Here is a 16,169-nt window from a genome sequence, read left to right on the forward strand (position 1 = left end):
TTACTTGGCGGCGGCCGGCGGTGGCGGCGCGAACTTGCGCGGGGGCTTGGCCGCCCGTGCGTACAACGGCTCCACCTTGGGCAGCTTGGCCTCGATGTCGCGGATGCGCGTCTGGCCGGCCGGGTGGGTGCTCAGGAACTGCGGCGGCGCGCCCTTGCTGGCCTGCAGCATCTTCTGCCACAGGCTGATGCCGGCGCGCGGGTCGTAGCCGGCGCGGGCCGCCAGGTCCATGCCGACGATGTCGGCTTCCGATTCGTCGTCGCGGCTGAACTTCAGCGTGAGCAGCTGGCCGCCCATGTTCAGCAGCTGGTCGCCCGCGCTGCCCAGGCCCAGCACGCTGGACAACAGGCTGGCGCCCACGCGGGTGGCCGCCGTCTTGCCCATGCGCTCGCGCGCATGCTCACGTAGCGCATGCGCCATCTCGTGGCCCATGATGGTGGCCACCTCGTCGTCGCTCAGCTGCAGCTGCTGCAGGATGCCGTAGTAAAAGGCGATCTTGCCGCCCGGCATGCAGAAGGCATTGAGCTGCTGGCTGCCGATCAGGTTGACCTCCCACTTCCACTGGCCGGCGCGGCGGTTCCAGTCGTCGGTGAACGGGATCAGCCGCTGGGCGATGGTGCGCAGCCGCACCACCTGCGGGTTGTCGTCGGGCGCCAGTGCGCGCTGCTGGGCGGCCTCGCGCTTCATCTGCGTGTACTGCTGCTGGGCGGCGGCCTCCACCTCCTCGGCGGGCACCAGCTTGGCGAACTGGCTTTCACCGCCCACGTCGCCGCGCACGCCTTCGCTGTCGCGCTGGGCCCAGGCGGGTGCCATGGCGCCGGCCACCAGGGCGCCGGTGAACAGGCGGCGGCCGTGCAGCGCACAGCGGCAGCCGGCGCCATGCGGCACGGCGATGTCGGCGTCGGTACGGAAGAGCTGGTTCATGTCGGTCGGGGTGGAACAGCGGTTGAATCAGGGCTGAGATGGGGCGCTTTGCCCATTTGGCAATCGCCTTGCCTCCAGTTCCGCCGGGCCGCCCCAAGGAACTGGGCTCCCCCTCGGGGGGCGCGAGCGCAGCGAGCTTGGGGGCGGTCCTCAGTCATCGGCGGCCACCTGCCCGGGTGGCACCTCCAGTGCGCGGATGCTGCCACGCAGCGCCCACAGCATCCCCAACGCGGGCAGCGCGGCCAGGGTGGACACGAGGAAAAAGGTCGGCCATCCGATGCTTTCGGCCAACACCCCGGCCAGCGGCCCCACCCACACCCGGCCCACCGAGGCGAAGGCCGACAGCAACGCGAACTGCGTTGCGGTGAAGCGCTGGTTGCACAGGCTCATCAAAAAGGCCACGAAAGCCGCCGTGCCCATGCCGCCCGAGAGGTTCTCGAAGGCGATGACCATCAGCAGCCCGCCGTCCACCGGCGTGGCCTGCGCCAGGTGCACGAAGCCCCAGTCGAAGACCGGGATGGTGAGGCCTGGCATGACCCCGGCGCCGTTGACCGCCAGCCACCAGAAGCCCAGGTTGCTGCCCATCTGCAGCACGCCGAACAGCAGCAGCGAACGCCACAGGCCCAGCTTGAGCATCAGCGCACCGCCCAGCAGCGCGCCGCCGATGGTGAGCCACAGGCCGATGACCTTGTTGACCACGCCCACCTCGGCCGGGCTGTAGGCCATGGCCTTGAGCAGGAAGGGCGTCATCAGCGAGCCGGCAAACGCATCGCCCAGCTTGTAGAGCACGATGAAGGCCAGGAAGGCGCCGGCCCCTGGTTGCGAGAAGTAGCTCTGCAGGCCCGACAGCAGGGTTTCGAAGCGCGCACGCCGGGCGGCCCAGGCCGCCAGCGGCAGCGTGAAGCCGATGCCGATGAGCAGCCCCAGCAGTTCGGCCCACTTGCCCTGCAGCGCGGGCGGCAGGCCGCTGCCGCCCAGCACCAGGCCCAGCAGCCAGCGGGCGAAGGGGTTGGCCAGCCGGTCGGTGAACAGCACGCCCACCACCACCGCCAGCACCACCGCGCCAAAGCCGATGAGGTCGTGCCGGGCCACGGTGCGCGGCACCGGGGCATGGCGCAGCCGCGGCAGCAGCAGGGCCGAGCAGCCGGCGGCCACGAGCATCAGCAGCGCCATCAGCTTGTAGACCTGGGGCCAGGTCCAGCCGAAGGCGGTGCCGGCGTTGCTGGGGTCGGTCCAGATCAGGGCCACGCCGCCGGAGACGATCATCGCCAGCCGGTAGCCCAGCACGTTGAGCGACGAGCCCAGGCCGCGCTCGGCCGGTGGCAGCAGGTCGGTGCGGTAGGCGTCGATCACCACGTCCTGCGAGGCGGAGACGAAGGCGGTGAGCACCGCCAGCAGCGCAAAGGTGCGCAGCGCGTCGGACGGCGAGGTGCTGGCCAGCGCATACAGCACGCCGGCCAGTGCCAGCTGGGTGAGCACCAGCCAGCCGCGGCGCCGGCCGAGCAGCGGCAGCTCGAAGCGGTCCATCAGCGGCGCCCACAGGAACTTGAAGGTGTAGGGCAGGCCCACCAGGCTGAGGAAGCCGATGGTCGCCACGTCCAGCCCTTCCAGGCTGAGCCAGGCCTGCATGGCCTGACCGGTGAGCGCCAGCGGCAGGCCGGAAGCGAAGCCCAGCACCGTCACCGCCAGCAGGCGGTGCCAGGCCGCGGCACGCTGGGCGGCCGTGCGCGGAACGGGTCGGGGCGCACGGGCGGCGGAGGCGTGATCGGGCATGCGGAGATTCTAGGCAGCGGACCCGGATGCCCCCGGGCCGCTGCGGCGCCCACGGCCGGCGCTTACTCCGGCTGCTGCTGGTAGATGGCCTCGGCCAGCGCCAGCAGCCGCTCGCGTGGCAGGCTGCCCGCCAGCGCATAGCCGCAGCCGCCTTCCACCCAATAAAACAGTCCCAGGTCGCCCTGCTGCTCATAGCGGAAGGCGGCCGGCACCTGCGGATCGGGCTTGCGCAGGTACACCGTCACCCGCTGGCCGCTGTCGTCCTGGTACATCAGCTGGGCGCCAGGGCCGTCGGTGTCCGGCAGCAGGCGGCCGCCCACCAGGGCAAAACCTTGCGCCCGCAGGTCGAACAGCTTGACCGGCAGCTGCGTGCGGCGGGTCAGCCAGCGGGCCAGGTGGTCTTCCTGGGCGCGCACCTCCACGGGGTGGCGCTGGTCGGGCACGTACAGGCTGTGGGCCAGCGCGGCGCGCTGCACCCAGGCGGGTTCGATCGGCACGGCGGCCACGCTGCCGGCCGCCTCATGCTGCTGCCACCACACCGCGCCACCGCCGGCCAGCGCGCCGGTGATCAGCAGCCCGGCCACCATGGCCGCGCGCGCCCAGGCCGGGCGCGCGGTGCCGCGCCACAGCGGGCGCTGCAGCGCCGCGGGCACCGGCTCGTCGGCCACCGGCCCCCACAGCGCACGCAGCGCATCGCGGTCGGCGGCCCAGGCCTGCACCCGCTGCGCGTCGGCGGGGTGGGCTTCCAGCCAGGCGCTGATGCGGTCGTGCTCGGCCGGTGGCAGCTCGCCATCGAGCCAGGCGCCCAGCTGGGTGTCGTCGGGGGGCAGGGGGGCGTTCATGGGCGGTGGCTCAGATCACGCGGCGCAGGGTGGGCGCCGTCGGGCCGGCGGCCGGCACGCCGCCTTCCAGCGCGGCGCGCAGCGCGGTGCGCGCGCGCGACAGGCGCGACATCACGGTGCCGATGGGAATGTTCAGCAGCTCGGCCGCCTCGGCGTAGCTGAGCTGCTCCACGCCCACCAGCAGCAGCACCTCGCGGTGGTCGGGCTGCAGGCGGCGCAGCGCTGCCTGCAGGTCGATGCGCAGGCCCGGGTCGTGGGCGGCGCCCATGGCCTGGTGGGCATCCATCTCGGCGGCCAGGTCGGCGGGGTCCATGGTGGTGGTGCGGGCGTCGCGGCGGCGGTGGTCCAGGTGGGCGTTGTGCAGGATGGACAGCGCCCACAGCACCAGGTCGCGCCGCTGGTCGAACTGGTGCCAATGGGCCAGCGCGCGTTCCAGCGCCGTCTGCACCAGGTCGTCGGCCAGGTGCACCTCCATCACCAGCGAGCGGGCATACCTTCGCAGGCGCGGAATGGCGCCCAGCAGTTGCTGGCGGAAGGCGGCGGGAGCGTGCACCTGCTGTTTACGGCGCGTGCGCCGGGTTTATTCCCGCGGCCTGGCGCGCGGCCGCGTCCAGGTCCACCCGGTGCCACCAGTCGTTCCAGAACAGCGGCCGCCGGTAGCCGATCACCCAGGGGTGCAGCAGGTCGACGCTGATGCGGTGCACCGAGGCCTTGTAGGGCATGTAGGCCACCGACAGCAGGCGGGCCTGCTGGAACAAGGCCTCACGCTCCGGGCCATCGGGCAGGGCCGACAGCCGGGCGTACAGCGCGTCGAAGGCCGGCAGCCGGAAGCGTGCGAGGTTCTGGCCACCGGCCATGGGGCCGTAGAGCCGCTGCAGCACGTCCTGCCCGTCGGGCGAACTGGCGGTGTTACCCAGCATCCACAGCATCAGCTTGCCGGCGCGGGCCTGCTTCAGCTGCTCGGGCCATTGACCGGTGAGAAAGCGCACGCGCAAGCCCACGGCCTGCATGTCGCGCTGGAACTGCTCGTCGAACTGGCGGTAGATCTGGTCGGGTTGGGTCGACATCTCCAACACCAGCGGCTGGCCGTCGGGCTGTTCGCGATAGCCGTCGCCGTCGCGGTCACGGTAGCCGTACACCTCCAGCAGCGCACGGGCACGGGCCGGGTCGTGGTCGCCGTTCTCGCTCTTGAACTGGGGGTCGTAGCCGCTGCCGTGCGGCAGCATCACCGATTGCGCCGGCACGGCCAGGCCGCGGCGGATCTGCCGCGCTTCGCGTTCGGTGTCCATGGCCAGTGCGATGGCGCGGCGCAGCGCCACCTTCTCGGGCGCCAGCCCGCCCACCAGCGGATGCTCCATGTTGAACAGGGTGAGGATGACGTCGGCATTGACCTGCCGCTGCATCACGATGCCGCGTTTGGCCAGGTGCGGCGCCAGCTGGCCATTGGGCACGGCGGTGGGCGCAAAGCTGCCGGGCAGCGAGCCATACGCGCCGGCCAGCGCATCGAGCTGACCGTTGAGAAAGCTCAGCCAGCGGGGCTGCTCCTCGTCGATCATGCTCACCTGCACCTCGTCCACCATCGGCAGCTGGCGGCCCTTCAGCCGGGCCAGCACGGCCTGGCCGGCGGCATCATCGGGCGCGGGCTGGGCGTCGTAGCGCACGTCGCGGTAGCCGGGGTTGCGCGCCAGCACCACCCGCGAGCTGCGCCGCCACTGCTGGAGCAGGAAGGGGCCGGTGCCCACCGGGTGCTCGGCAATGGTGTTGCCATAGCGTTCCACCACCTCGCGCGCCACCGCGCCGAACACGTCGCTGGTGGCCAGCAGGTAGGCAAAGCGCGGCCGCGGCTCACGCAGGTTGAACTGCAGCGTGTAGCGGTCCAGCGCGCGCACGCCGGCGATCTCGCGCTCGTAGTCGAAGGGCTGCTGGCGCTGCAGGGCGCGCTCGCGCAGCTCGGCCAGGCCCACCAGGCCGAAGCTGTCGAGGTACGACCACACCGGGCTGGCCGTCACTGGGTCGGCGAAGCGCTTGAAGCTGTAGACGTAGTCCTGCGCCACCAGCTCGCGCGGCTGGCCGCCGAAGGCCGGATCGGGCGCGAAGTGGATGCCGGGCCGGATCTTCAGCGTCCAGGTGCGGTAGTCGGCGCTGTGCTCGGGCATCGCCTGCGCGGTGCGCGGGCGCAGCAGCGGCGGGCGCGCCAGCGGGTCGTACTCCAGCGGCGCCTCGAAGATGTGGGCGATCAGCGTGCGGGAGTAGAGGTCGCTGACGCGTGCCGGGTCGAAGCCCGTCTCGGCCGAGTTGAAGGCCACGCGCAGCACCTTGGCCGTCTGGGCCAGGGCGGTGGCGGGGCCCAGCAGTCCCAGACAGAGGGCCAGCAGCAGGGTGGCTCTCACGGCTTCATCCGCTGGCGTTGCACCTCGGTGTCGATGTCGAGATACTGCCAGAAGTCCTGCCAGAACAGCGGTCGCTTGTAGCCGATCAGCCACGGCTGGGCCAGGTCGGTGGCAATGCGGTGGACCCGCGGCTTGTACGGCATGTAGGCCACGGCCAGCTTGCGCGCCTCGTCGAACAGGGCCTGCCGCTCCGGGCCGTCGGGCATCACGTTCATGCGGTCGTACAAGGCGTCCATCGCCGGCAGCCTGAAGCGGGCGATGTTCTGGCCGCCCGACTGCGGGCCGTGGTAACGCTGGTAGATGCCCAGGCTGTCCGGCGCGACGGCCATGCTGCCCACGCCCCACATCATCAGCTTGCCGGCGCGCGCCGCCTTCAGGTTCTCGGGCCACTTGGCAGGCTTGAAGTCGATGCGCAAGCCCACCGCGGTCATGTAGCGCTTCCACAGGTCGTCGAGCTGGCGACTGCGCTGCTCCGGCTGCGTGGCCATCTCCAGCAGCAGCGGGCGGCCATCGGGCAGGTCGCGCCAGCCATCGCCATCCTTGTCCACATAACCGTACAGGTCCAGCAGCGCCATGGCGCGGGCCGGGTCGTGGTCGCTCGCCTCGCTCTTGAAGCCGGGGTCATAGGCGTGGGTGTTGGGCGGCACCGGGCTTTGCGCCGGAATGGCCTGGCCGCCCAGCACCAGCCGGATCTCGGCTTCCACGTCCACCGCCAGCGAGATGGCGCGGCGCAACGCCACCTTGTCGGGCGTGTAGCCGCCGACGATCGGGTCGTCCATGTTGAAGATCGTGAGGCTGATGTCCGACCGCCGACTGCGCAGGGCCTGCAGCCCTTGCTCGGCCAGGTAAGGCGCCAGCTTGCCGCCGGGCAGGGCCTGGTTCACGAACTCGGGCGGCAGCAGTTCGATCAGGTCGGCCCGCTGCTGCAAAAAGCTCAGCCAGCGCGGCTGGTTCTCTTCGACGATCGACACCTCCACCCGGTCCAGCATCGGCAGGCGGCGGCCCTTCAGGCGGGCCAGCAGCGCCTGGCCTTCGGCATCGTCGGCGGCCGGCTCGGCGTCGTAGCGCACGTCGCGGTAGGCGGCATTGCGCTCCAGCACGATCAGCGAGCTGCGTCGCCACTGCTTGAGCACGAACGGCCCGGTGCCCACCGGGTGGGCGGCGATGTCGGCGCCGTACTTCTCCACCACCTCACGCGCGACCGCGCCGATCAGGTCGCTGAGCGTGAGGGCACTGGTGACGAAGCGCGGCGACGGCTGGGTCATGCGAAAGCGCAGCGTGTAGCGGTCCAGCGCCTGCAGGCCTTCGATCGGCTGGTCGTAGTCGAAGGGTTGCTTGTTCTTGAGCGCCCGCTCGCGCAACGCCTCCAGCCCCACGAAGCCGAACTGCGCCATCCAGCTCCAGGCCGGGCTTTTGACCGCGGGGTCGGCAAAGCGCTTGAAGCTGTACACGTAGTCGGCGGCCACCAGCTCGCGCCGCCGGCCGCCGAAGGCCGGGTCGTCGGTGAAGTAGATGCCGGGTTGCAGCTTGACCGTCCAGGTGCGGTAGTCGTCGCTGTGCTCGGGCATGGCGGCGGCGGTCAGCGGCCGCACCTTGGCCGGCCGCGCCAGCGGGTCGTACTGGTAGGGCGCCTCGAAGATGTGCGGCGTGATGGTGCGTGAGTAGGTGTCGCTGATCTGGGCCGGATCGAACCCCGTCTCGGCAACCTGGAAGGCATAGCGCAGCACCTTCTGCGGCGCGGTGGCGGCCACGGGCTGCTGCGCGGCCGCTGTGCCGCTGAACGCGCCGGTGAAGGCGGCGGCCATCAGGCCGCAGACCAGCTGCAGCGTGGCGGCCAGCTTGGTCCAGGGGCGGCGCGCGGGCGGTTGCGTCACCGTACGGCCTCGCTCTGCTTCACGGGATCGATGTCCACGTACTTCCAGAAGTCGCGCACGAAGATGTTGCGGTGATAGCCGATCAGCCATGGTTGTGCCAGGTCGGTGAAGATGCGGTGCAGGTGGATCTTGTACGGCACGTACACCACCATCAGGTCGCGGGCACGGGCCATCTCGGCCGCCCGCTCGGGGCCGTCGGGCAGGGTGCGCTGGCGTTCGTACAGCCGGTTGAAGGCCGGCAGGTCGAAGCGGGCCAGGTTGGCCGAGCCCTTGTTGCCCACGTAGCCCAGGGCCAGGAAGGTGTCACCGTCGGGGCGGGTGGCGCTCCAGCCCACGCCCCACATCATCAACTGGCCGGCACGGGCGGCCTTCAGGTTCTCGGGCCACTTCGCGGTCTTGAAGCGCATGCGGATGCCGACTTCGCGCATGTTCTTCTCCCACAGCTCGATCAGCTTGCGGCTTTGCTGGTCGGGCTGGGTGGCGTACTCGATCTCCAGCGGCTGGCCGTCGGGCTGCTCGCGCCAGCCGTCGCCGTCCACGTCGCGATAGCCGTACAGGTCGAGCAAGGCCTTGGCCCGCGCCGGGTCGTGGTCGCCCATCTCGCTCTTGTAGGCCGGGTCGTAGCCCCAGGTCATCGGCGCGATGGGCGACTGCGCCGGCACCGCCTGGCCGCCACGCACCAGACGGATCTCTTCTTCCACGTTCAGCGCCAGGGACATGGCGCGGCGCAGCGCCACTTGTCTAGGCAAGATGCCGCCGATCACCGGGTGCTCCATGTTGAAGTACGACAGCGACGCGTCGGCCCGTGGGTAGCGCACCATCGCCATGCCCTTGCGGGCCAGGTGCGGCGCCAGCTGGTTGTTCGGGATGGCCAGGTCGGCGTACTCGGGCGGCAGCTCCTCCAGCAGGTCGAAGCTGCCGGCCAGGTAGCTCAGCCAGCGGGGCTGGTTCTCCTCGACGATGGCGATCTCCACCCGGTCGACCATCGGCAGGCGCCGGCCCTGCAGCTGCCGGGCGATGGCGGTCAGGCGTGCGTTGCCGGCGGGAGGATGCTCTTCATATCGCACCTCGCGCCAGCCGGCATTGCGTTCCAGCACGATGCGGTTGCTGCGCTGCCAGCTCACCAGCTTGAAGGGGCCGGTGCCCACCGGGTGGGCCATGATCTCGTCGCCATAGGCTTCCACCACCTCGCGCGCCACCGCGCCGCTGAGCGAGGCATCGGCCAGCTCGTACAGAAACCGCGGCGAAGGCTCGGCCAGCTGGATGCGAAAGGTGTAGCGGTCCAGCGCCTTCAGGCCGGCCACCTCGCGGTCGTAGTCGAAGGGCTGCTTGCGGTCTATGGCCTGCTTGCGCAGCTCCGACAGGCCCAGGATCTTGGCGTTCTCCAGCAGGTACAGCTGCGGGCTCTTCCAGCGCGGATCGTAGTGGCGCTTGAGGGCGTACACATAGTCCTGCGCCGTCAGCTCACGGCGCTGGCCACCAAAGGCCTTGTCGTCGGCGAAGTACTGGCCTGGCCGCAGCTGGAGGGTGAAGGTGGTGTGGTCCTCGCTCACCTGCGGCATCGCCGCCAGTGTGTTGGGCCGCAGCCGGGCCGGCTCGGCCATGAACTCGAATTCCAGCGGCGCTTCGAAGATGTTGCTGATGACGATGCGCGAGTACAGGTCGATCACCTGCGCCGGGTCGAAGCCCGTCTCGGCGATGCGGAACGCGTAACGCAGCACCTTCTTCGGTGCCTCGGGTGCGACCGGTTGTGCACTGGCGCCCGCCACGACCAGGGCGCTGCCGAGCAGCAGCAGGGCCCTTCGGCGCAGGCCGCTCCAGGCGGCGATGGACAGAGGTACGGCTTTCACGCCCTGCAGTCTATCGAGCAGCCTTGTGTGACGCCTGCATGCCGGTTTTGTGTCTGGATTGTTAAATGGTTGATGCAGTCAACCAGTCATACCACAGGCATTATTGCGATGCCGCAAACAGTGCGTTGCCTGCACAGTGGCTCAATCGCGGGCGCTCACATCCCTATCGTTGCACCTGACGTTTCCACCCCGGAACTTCACGAAGGATTGCAAATGAAAAAGACCCTGTTCGCTCTTGCCGCCCTCGGTGCTTTCGCTGGCGCCGCTTCGGCTCAATCGTCGGTCCAACTGTTCGGCACGGTCGACCTGGCAGCCCGCTACGTCAAGAACGGCGACGTCAAGCGCACCGACCTGGCCAGCAATGGCAACTCCACCAGCCGTCTGGGCGTGCGTGGCGTGGAAGACCTGGGCGGTGGCCTGAAGGCCGGCTTCTGGCTGGAAGCCGCCGTGAACCCGGATTCGGGCACGGCCGACAGCAGCCGCTTCTGGGGCCGTCGCTCCACCGTCAGCCTGATGGGCGACTTCGGTGAAGTGCGCCTGGGCCGCGACAAGATGCCCACGCAGCTGGCCTTCGAAGCGTACGACGTGTTCGGCGCCACCGGTATCGCCGACATCAACACCACCTACCGCGTGCCCAGCGGCATCACCGTCGCGGCCAACAGCCGTGCCGACAACGCGGTGCAGTACTTCCTGCCCGGCAACCTGAACGGCGTGTACGGCTCGCTGGCCGTGGCGGCCGGTGAAGGCGTGACCGGTGGCAAGTACATGGGCGGCCGTCTGGGCTGGGCTTCGGGCCCGGTGGACGTGAGCGTGGCCTACGGCCAGAACGAAATCACCGACAGCGACGACTTCAAGCGCTTCGTGGTCGGCGGCTCGTACGACTTCCAGGTGGTCAAGGTGCTGGCCAACTACCAGGAAACCAAGTTCCAGGACCAGAAGGACCGCCACATGACCGTTGGCGCCTCGGTGCCTTTCGGCGTGGGTGAGTTCAAGGCTTCGTACTCGAAGATCGACGGCCGTGGCGGCGCGATCGCCGACCGCGATGCCGACCAGTTCGCCATCGGCTACGTGCACAACCTGTCCAAGCGGACCGCGCTGTACACCACCTACGCCTACATCAAGAACGACGGCACCGCCAACTACGTGGTGGCCGACAACGGTGCCACCAGCATGACGGGTCGCAAGTCGCAAGGCGTGGACGTCGGCATCCGCCACTCGTTCTGATCTTGGCTTGACGTGTGACAGCGGCGCGCCTGGCGCGCCGCTTGCATTCTTTTCTCCCCGGTTGAACAAGAGGTTTTCCCAACCTCCTTCGGGCCCTGGCGATCCAATCGCCCGGGCCCTTTTTTCTTTCTCTACACTCCGCGCCATCGTGCCGCTGGCCTGCGGCTTGCATGGAGTTGCATTCGATGACGGCCTACCTCGTGCGCCGCCTGTGGCAGATGATCCCCACCCTGGCGGGCGTCGTGCTGCTGGTGTTCCTGTTGTTCAAGTTCTTCGGCGGCGACCCGGCCGAAATCCTCGGGGGCCTCAATGCCACGCCCGAGCAGGTGCAGGCCATCCGCGACCAGCTCGGCCTCAACGAGCCGTGGTGGGTGCAGCTGGGCATCTTCCTCAAGAGCATCGCCACCTTCGACTGGGGCAAGAGCTGGGCGACGAACGAATCGGTGAGCCACCTGTTCGCCACCCGCCTGCCCGCCACGTTGACGGTGATGGTCCCCATCCTGGTGCTGGACGTGCTGCTGGCGCTGCCCATCGCGATGTGGGTGGCCTACCGCCGCGGCTCATTGACCGACCGGGTCATCATGGTGGCCACCACGGTGGCGCTGTCCATCTCGTTCCTGGTGTACGTGATCGTCGGCCAGTACGTGTTCGGCTTCCAACTGGGCTGGTTTCCGGTGCAGGGCTGGAGCGACAGCACGCTGACCAACCTGCTGACCTATGCGCCACTGCCGGTGCTGCTGGCGGTGGCCGTGGGCTTGTCACCGCAGACGCGGCTGTACCGCAGCTTCTTCCTTGACGAACTGGGCCACGACTACGTGCGCACCGCCCGCGCCAAGGGCCTGCCCGAGCGCACGGTGCTGTTCAAGCACGTGCTGCGCAACGCGATGATCCCCATCCTCACCAACATCGGGCTGCAGTTGCCGGGCATCTTCGTCGGGTCCTTCCTCATCGAGGTGTTCTTCTCCATCCCCGGCCTGGGCCGTGAGGTGCTGCTGGCCGTCAATCGCAGCGACTATCCCGTCATCCAGGCTGTCACCGTGTACCTGGCGGCCCTCACCATGGTCATCAACCTGGTGGTGGACCTGCTGTACAAGCTGGTCGATCCGCGGGTGGTGCTGAAATGAGCGCGGTGCTGACCCCGGTGGCCGCAGCGGCTCAAGACGAACGCTCCGAAGGCGTGTGGCATGCCGCCTGGCGGCGCTTCCAGCGCGACCGCATCGGCATGGCCGGCGCGGCCGTGGTGCTGGTGTTCCTGGTGGTCATCGCGCTGGCCGCGCTGGACCTGCTGGCCAGCGACTGGCAGCGCGAGGTGGGCGTGCCCAACGCACCGCCCACACTGCTGGGCCCGGCGCCGGCCGAGCAGCAGACGGCGCTGGAAGTGCCCAAGGGCCCCAACGTCGACCTGTCGGCCATCGACCCGCTGGCGCCCCGCTACCAGGAGTGGGACGAGCGCGCCCGCCAGTTCAAGACCGAGGAATTCCACAAGGCCGAGACGCTGCCGCTGGGCGGCGACCGGCTGGGCCGCGACGTGCTGGCCAAGGCCATCAAGGGCACCGAGATCTCGGTCTTCGTCGGCGTGCTGGCCGCGGTGGTGGCGGCGCTGGTGGGCACGCTGCTGGGGGCGCTGGCCGGCTTCTTCGGCCGCCGGCTGGGCGACTTCATCGAGTGGGTCTACAACGTCTTCACGTCCATCCCCGACATCCTGCTGATCTTCGCTTTCGCGGCGGTGTTCGGCCGCGGCATCGGCACCGTGGTGCTGATCCTGGGCCTGACCGGCTGGACCGGCATCTACCGCCAGGTGCGCGCCGAGTTCATCAAGCACGGCAGCCGCGAGTACGTGCGCGCGGCCGAGGCCATCGGCGCTTCCACCGGCTCGCGCATGTTCCGCCACATCCTGCCCAACGTCAGCCACGTGATCCTGGTGCGCATGTCGCTGCTGGTGGTGGGCTTCATCAAGGCCGAGGTCATCCTGAGCTACCTGGGCCTGGGCGTGCCGGTCGATCAGGTGAGCTGGGGCACCATGCTGGCCGAGGCGCAAAGCGAGCTGATCCTGGGCCACTGGTGGCAGCTGGCGGCGGCCACGGTGTTCATGGCGGTGTTCGTCACCGCGTTCTCGTTGATGGCCGATGCGCTGCGCGATGCGCTCGACCCCAAGCTGCGCGGGCTGGAGTAAGCGATGACCCTGCTGAGCATCCAGAACCTGCAGGTGGCCTTCCGCATGGGGCAGGCCGGTGGCGTGGCGCAGCGGGCGCAGGCCGTCGGCCGCGATGGCACCGGCGTCAGCTTCGACGTGCCCGAGAACACCACGGTGGCGCTGGTGGGCGAGTCGGGCTCGGGCAAGAGCGTGACGGCCATGTCCATCCTCAACCTGCTGCCCGACAACGCCGAGCGGCAGGGCCGCATCCTGTACGACGGCCGCGACCTGTTGCAGGCCACGCGGTCCGAGCTGCTGGCGCTGCGCGGGCGCGAGATCGCCTGCGTGTTCCAGGACCCGATGGGCTCGCTGAACCCGGTGTTCACCATCGGCGATCAACTGTGCGAGCCGCTGCGCCGGCACCTGAAGCTGGGCCGCCGCGCGGCGCTGGCGCGGGCCGAGGCGCTGCTGGCCGAGGTGGGCATGCCCGAGCCGCGCCGCCGGCTGGGTGCCTACCCGCACGAGCTGTCCGGCGGCCAGCAGCAGCGGGTGATGATCGCGATGGCGCTGGCCTGCGAGCCGCGGCTGCTGATCGCCGACGAACCCACCACCGCGCTGGACGTGACCATCCAGCGCCAGATCCTGGAGCTGCTGGCGCGGCTGAAGGACAAGCACCGCATGAGCGTGCTGTTCATCAGCCACGACCTGGGCGTGGTGGGCGAGATCGCCGACCAGGTGGTGGTGATGCGCCATGGCGTGGTGCGCGAGCAGGGCCCGGTGGCCCGCATCTTCAGCGCGCCGCAGGACGCCTACACCCAGGCGCTGCTGGCCTGCCGCCCCAGCCTCACCGACAACCCGGCGCGGCTGACGGTGATCGACGACCACATCGCCGGCCAGCCCACCGCGGCCACGGTGCCGGCCCGGCCGAAGGACGCGCAGGCGCCGGTGGTGCTGGCGGTGCGGTCGCTGGCCAAGAGCTTCTTCCTGCCGCAGGGCCTGTTCGGCAAGCGCGAGTTCAAGGCGGTGCGCGGCGTCAACTTCCAGCTGCGGCGCGGACACACGCTGGGCGTGGTGGGTGAATCCGGCTCGGGCAAGACCACCATGGGCCTGACGCTGCTGCGCCTGCACGAGCCCACCGGCGGCGAGGTGATCTTCGACGGCAAGAACCTGCTGACGCTCACCGACCGCGAGCGGCAGGCCATGCGGCGGCGCATCCAGATCGTCTTCCAGAACCCCTACGCCTCGCTGAACCCGCGCTTCACCATCGGGCAGACGCTGGTGGAGCCGATGACCATCCATGGCATCGGCGCCAGCGTGGCCGAGCGTGAGCAGCGCGCCCGGCAGCTGCTGGGCAAGGTGGGCCTGGACGGCCGTGCCTTCGGCAAGTACCCGCACGAGTTCAGCGGCGGCCAGCGCCAGCGCATCGCCATCGCGCGCTGCCTGACGCTGCAGCCCGAGGTGCTGGTGCTGGACGAGGCGGTGAGCGCGCTCGACGTCAGCGTGCAGGCCCAGGTGCTGAACCTGCTGAAGGACCTGCAGGACGAGCTGGGCCTGGCCTACGTGTTCATCAGCCACGACCTGGCGGTGGTGCGCTTCATCAGCGACGAAGTGCTGGTGATGAAGGACGGCGAGGTGGTGGAGCAGGCGCCGGCCGAGCAGATCCTGGCGGCGCCGCAGCAGGCCTACACCCAGCGCCTGCTGGCCGCAGTGCCCCGCGGCTGGCAGCCCGCGGCCTGACGTTTCTCGGCGCCTGCGGGCACCGCCGACGCAAAACGTCGGTGCCCACCGAGGCGCTTGTGACACTTCCCGTCACATTTGGTGGCTGGGCGTGACACAACGCACGCCGCCAGACCGTGGCACGGAGCCTGCCCTTGCCAGGGCAAGGAGTGCCCCGCCCATGACCCTGCCCACTGCCGGACCCGACGCTGCCCGCCCGCCTGTCACCCCTGTGGTGCCCCGCGGCCCGCAGGTGCCGTCGGCGCGCCGCGAGGCGCAGCCCACCCAGCCGCGCGTGCTGCAGTCGCCGCGCGCACCGGGGCAGATGTCCTTCGTCTTCCGCCGGCCGGCCTGAACAGGGACATTCCCCCGGCGGATCGATCGCTGCGCTGCGGCAAACTCGGTTGTTCCAACGAAGTTACCGAGAAAGACCAAGGCATGAGCATCTCCCGCCGCACCTGGCTCACCGCGCTGGCCGCCGCCCCGCTGGCCACCGCCCCCTTTGCCGCGCTGGCCCAAGCCGGCTGGCCCAGCAAGCCCGTGCGCATCGTCGTGCCCTTCGCGGCCGGCGGCACCACCGACATCCTGGCCCGTGCGCTGGCGCCCGAGCTGCAGCGCGCCTTCGGCCAGCCGTTCATCGTCGACAACAAGCCCGGCGCGGGCGGCAACATCGGCGCGGCCGACGTCGCCAAGTCGGCGCCCGACGGCCACACGCTGCTGATGGGTACCGTGGGCACCCACGGCATCAACCAGTCGCTGTACCCCAAGCTGCCCTACGACCCGATCAAGGACTTCGCGCCGGTGACGCTGGTGGCCGCGGTGCCCAACGTGCTGGTGTTCAACCCGGCCAAGGCCGAGCAGCTGGGCATCCGCAACGTGGCCGACCTGATCAAGTACGCCAAGGCCAATCCGGGCAAGCTGAACATGGCCAGCTCGGGCAACGGCACCTCCATCCACCTGGCGGGCGAGCTGTTCAAGGCGATGACCGGCAGCTACATGGTGCACTTCCCGTACCGCGGCTCGGGCCCGGCACTGATCGACCTGATCGGCGGCAACATGGACCTGATGTTCGACAACCTGCCTTCGTCGATGCAGCAGATCAAGGCGGGCAAGCTGAAGGCGCTGGCGGTGACCAGCGCAGCCCGCTCGCCCGCGCTGCCCGACGTGCCGACCATCGCCGAGGCCGGTCCGGTCAAGGGTTATGAAGCCAGCAGCTGGTTCGGCCTGCTGGCGCCGCACGGCACGCCTGCCGAGGTGGTCAACCGCCTGCAGCAGGAAACCGCCAAGGCGCTGGCCAGCCCGGCGCTGAAGGAGCGGTTGATGGCGCAAGGCGCGCTGCCCAGCGGCAACACGCCGGCCGAGTTCGCCAAGCTGATCGACGCCGAGACCGCCAAGTGGGCGCAGGTGGTGAAGGTGTCGGGCGCCAAGGTGGATTGAACTGA

13 protein-coding genes are annotated in these 16,169 nt (G+C 69.8%); 6 read left to right on the forward strand and 7 right to left on the reverse strand.

Going from position 1 to position 16,169, the window contains the following annotated elements; translation table 11 throughout:
* The 7 genes from MW290_RS15395 to MW290_RS15425 all read right to left on the reverse strand — a co-directional run bounded on the left by MW290_RS15395 (position 1) and on the right by MW290_RS15425 (position 9,653).
* Positions 1 to 924, reverse strand: a complete 924-nt coding sequence (locus tag MW290_RS15395) for a M48 family metallopeptidase (RefSeq protein WP_250198601.1) — start codon at positions 922 to 924, stop codon at positions 1 to 3.
* A 150-nt stretch (positions 925 to 1,074) separates the two neighbouring features.
* Entirely contained in the window at positions 1,075 to 2,697 is a 1,623-nt protein-coding gene (locus tag MW290_RS15400; RefSeq protein ID WP_250198602.1) for an AmpG family muropeptide MFS transporter, read from the reverse strand.
* 62 nt (positions 2,698 to 2,759) lie between these two features.
* A complete protein-coding gene (locus MW290_RS15405; RefSeq protein ID WP_250198603.1) occupies positions 2,760 to 3,539 on the reverse strand; it encodes an anti-sigma factor family protein in 780 nt (259 codons plus the stop codon).
* Between the two features lie 10 nt (positions 3,540 to 3,549).
* Entirely contained in the window at positions 3,550 to 4,092 is a 543-nt protein-coding gene (locus MW290_RS15410; protein WP_250198604.1) for an RNA polymerase sigma factor, read from the reverse strand.
* Positions 4,093 to 4,099: 7 nt separating this feature from the next.
* On the reverse strand, positions 4,100 to 5,929 hold the full coding sequence (locus MW290_RS15415; protein ID WP_250198605.1) for an ABC transporter substrate-binding protein: 1,830 nt from the start codon (positions 5,927 to 5,929) through the stop codon (positions 4,100 to 4,102).
* Positions 5,926 to 7,803, reverse strand: a complete 1,878-nt coding sequence (locus MW290_RS15420; RefSeq protein ID WP_250198606.1) for an ABC transporter substrate-binding protein — start codon at positions 7,801 to 7,803, stop codon at positions 5,926 to 5,928. Before MW290_RS15420 ends, MW290_RS15415 begins: the two co-directional genes overlap by 4 nt.
* Positions 7,800 to 9,653 (reverse strand): ABC transporter substrate-binding protein, encoded by a 1,854-nt coding sequence (locus MW290_RS15425; protein ID WP_250198607.1) that lies wholly within the window; start codon positions 9,651 to 9,653, stop codon positions 7,800 to 7,802. The genes MW290_RS15420 and MW290_RS15425 overlap by 4 nt, the downstream gene beginning before the upstream one ends.
* A 213-nt stretch (positions 9,654 to 9,866) precedes the next feature.
* On the opposite strand from MW290_RS15425, the gene MW290_RS15430 reads away from it, so the two are divergent.
* From MW290_RS15430 to MW290_RS15455, 6 genes are all read left to right on the forward strand, one after another.
* Positions 9,867 to 10,877 carry a porin gene (locus tag MW290_RS15430; protein WP_250198608.1) on the forward strand — a complete coding sequence of 337 codons (1,011 nt, stop codon included), beginning with the start codon at positions 9,867 to 9,869 and terminating at the stop codon, positions 10,875 to 10,877.
* 185 nt (positions 10,878 to 11,062) lie between these two features.
* Complete coding sequence (locus MW290_RS15435) at positions 11,063 to 12,001, forward strand: ABC transporter permease (RefSeq protein WP_250198609.1); 939 nt, start codon at positions 11,063 to 11,065, stop codon at positions 11,999 to 12,001.
* Positions 11,998 to 13,050 carry an ABC transporter permease gene (locus MW290_RS15440; RefSeq protein WP_250198610.1) on the forward strand — a complete coding sequence of 351 codons (1,053 nt, stop codon included), beginning with the start codon at positions 11,998 to 12,000 and terminating at the stop codon, positions 13,048 to 13,050. The genes MW290_RS15435 and MW290_RS15440 overlap by 4 nt, the downstream gene beginning before the upstream one ends.
* Positions 13,051 to 13,053: 3 nt before the next feature.
* Positions 13,054 to 14,748 (forward strand): ABC transporter ATP-binding protein, encoded by a 1,695-nt coding sequence (locus MW290_RS15445; RefSeq protein ID WP_250198611.1) that lies wholly within the window; start codon positions 13,054 to 13,056, stop codon positions 14,746 to 14,748.
* Between the two features lie 160 nt (positions 14,749 to 14,908).
* Positions 14,909 to 15,082, forward strand: coding sequence for a hypothetical protein (locus MW290_RS15450; RefSeq protein ID WP_250198616.1), 174 nt, complete (start codon positions 14,909 to 14,911; stop codon positions 15,080 to 15,082).
* Between the two features lie 83 nt (positions 15,083 to 15,165).
* Entirely contained in the window at positions 15,166 to 16,164 is a 999-nt protein-coding gene (locus MW290_RS15455) for a Bug family tripartite tricarboxylate transporter substrate binding protein (RefSeq protein ID WP_250198617.1), read from the forward strand.
* Positions 16,165 to 16,169: the final 5 nt, after the last annotated feature.

Source organism: Aquincola tertiaricarbonis, from assembly GCF_023573145.1.
In the GTDB taxonomy this organism is placed as follows: Bacteria; Pseudomonadota; Gammaproteobacteria; order Burkholderiales; family Burkholderiaceae_C; genus Aquincola; species Aquincola tertiaricarbonis_B.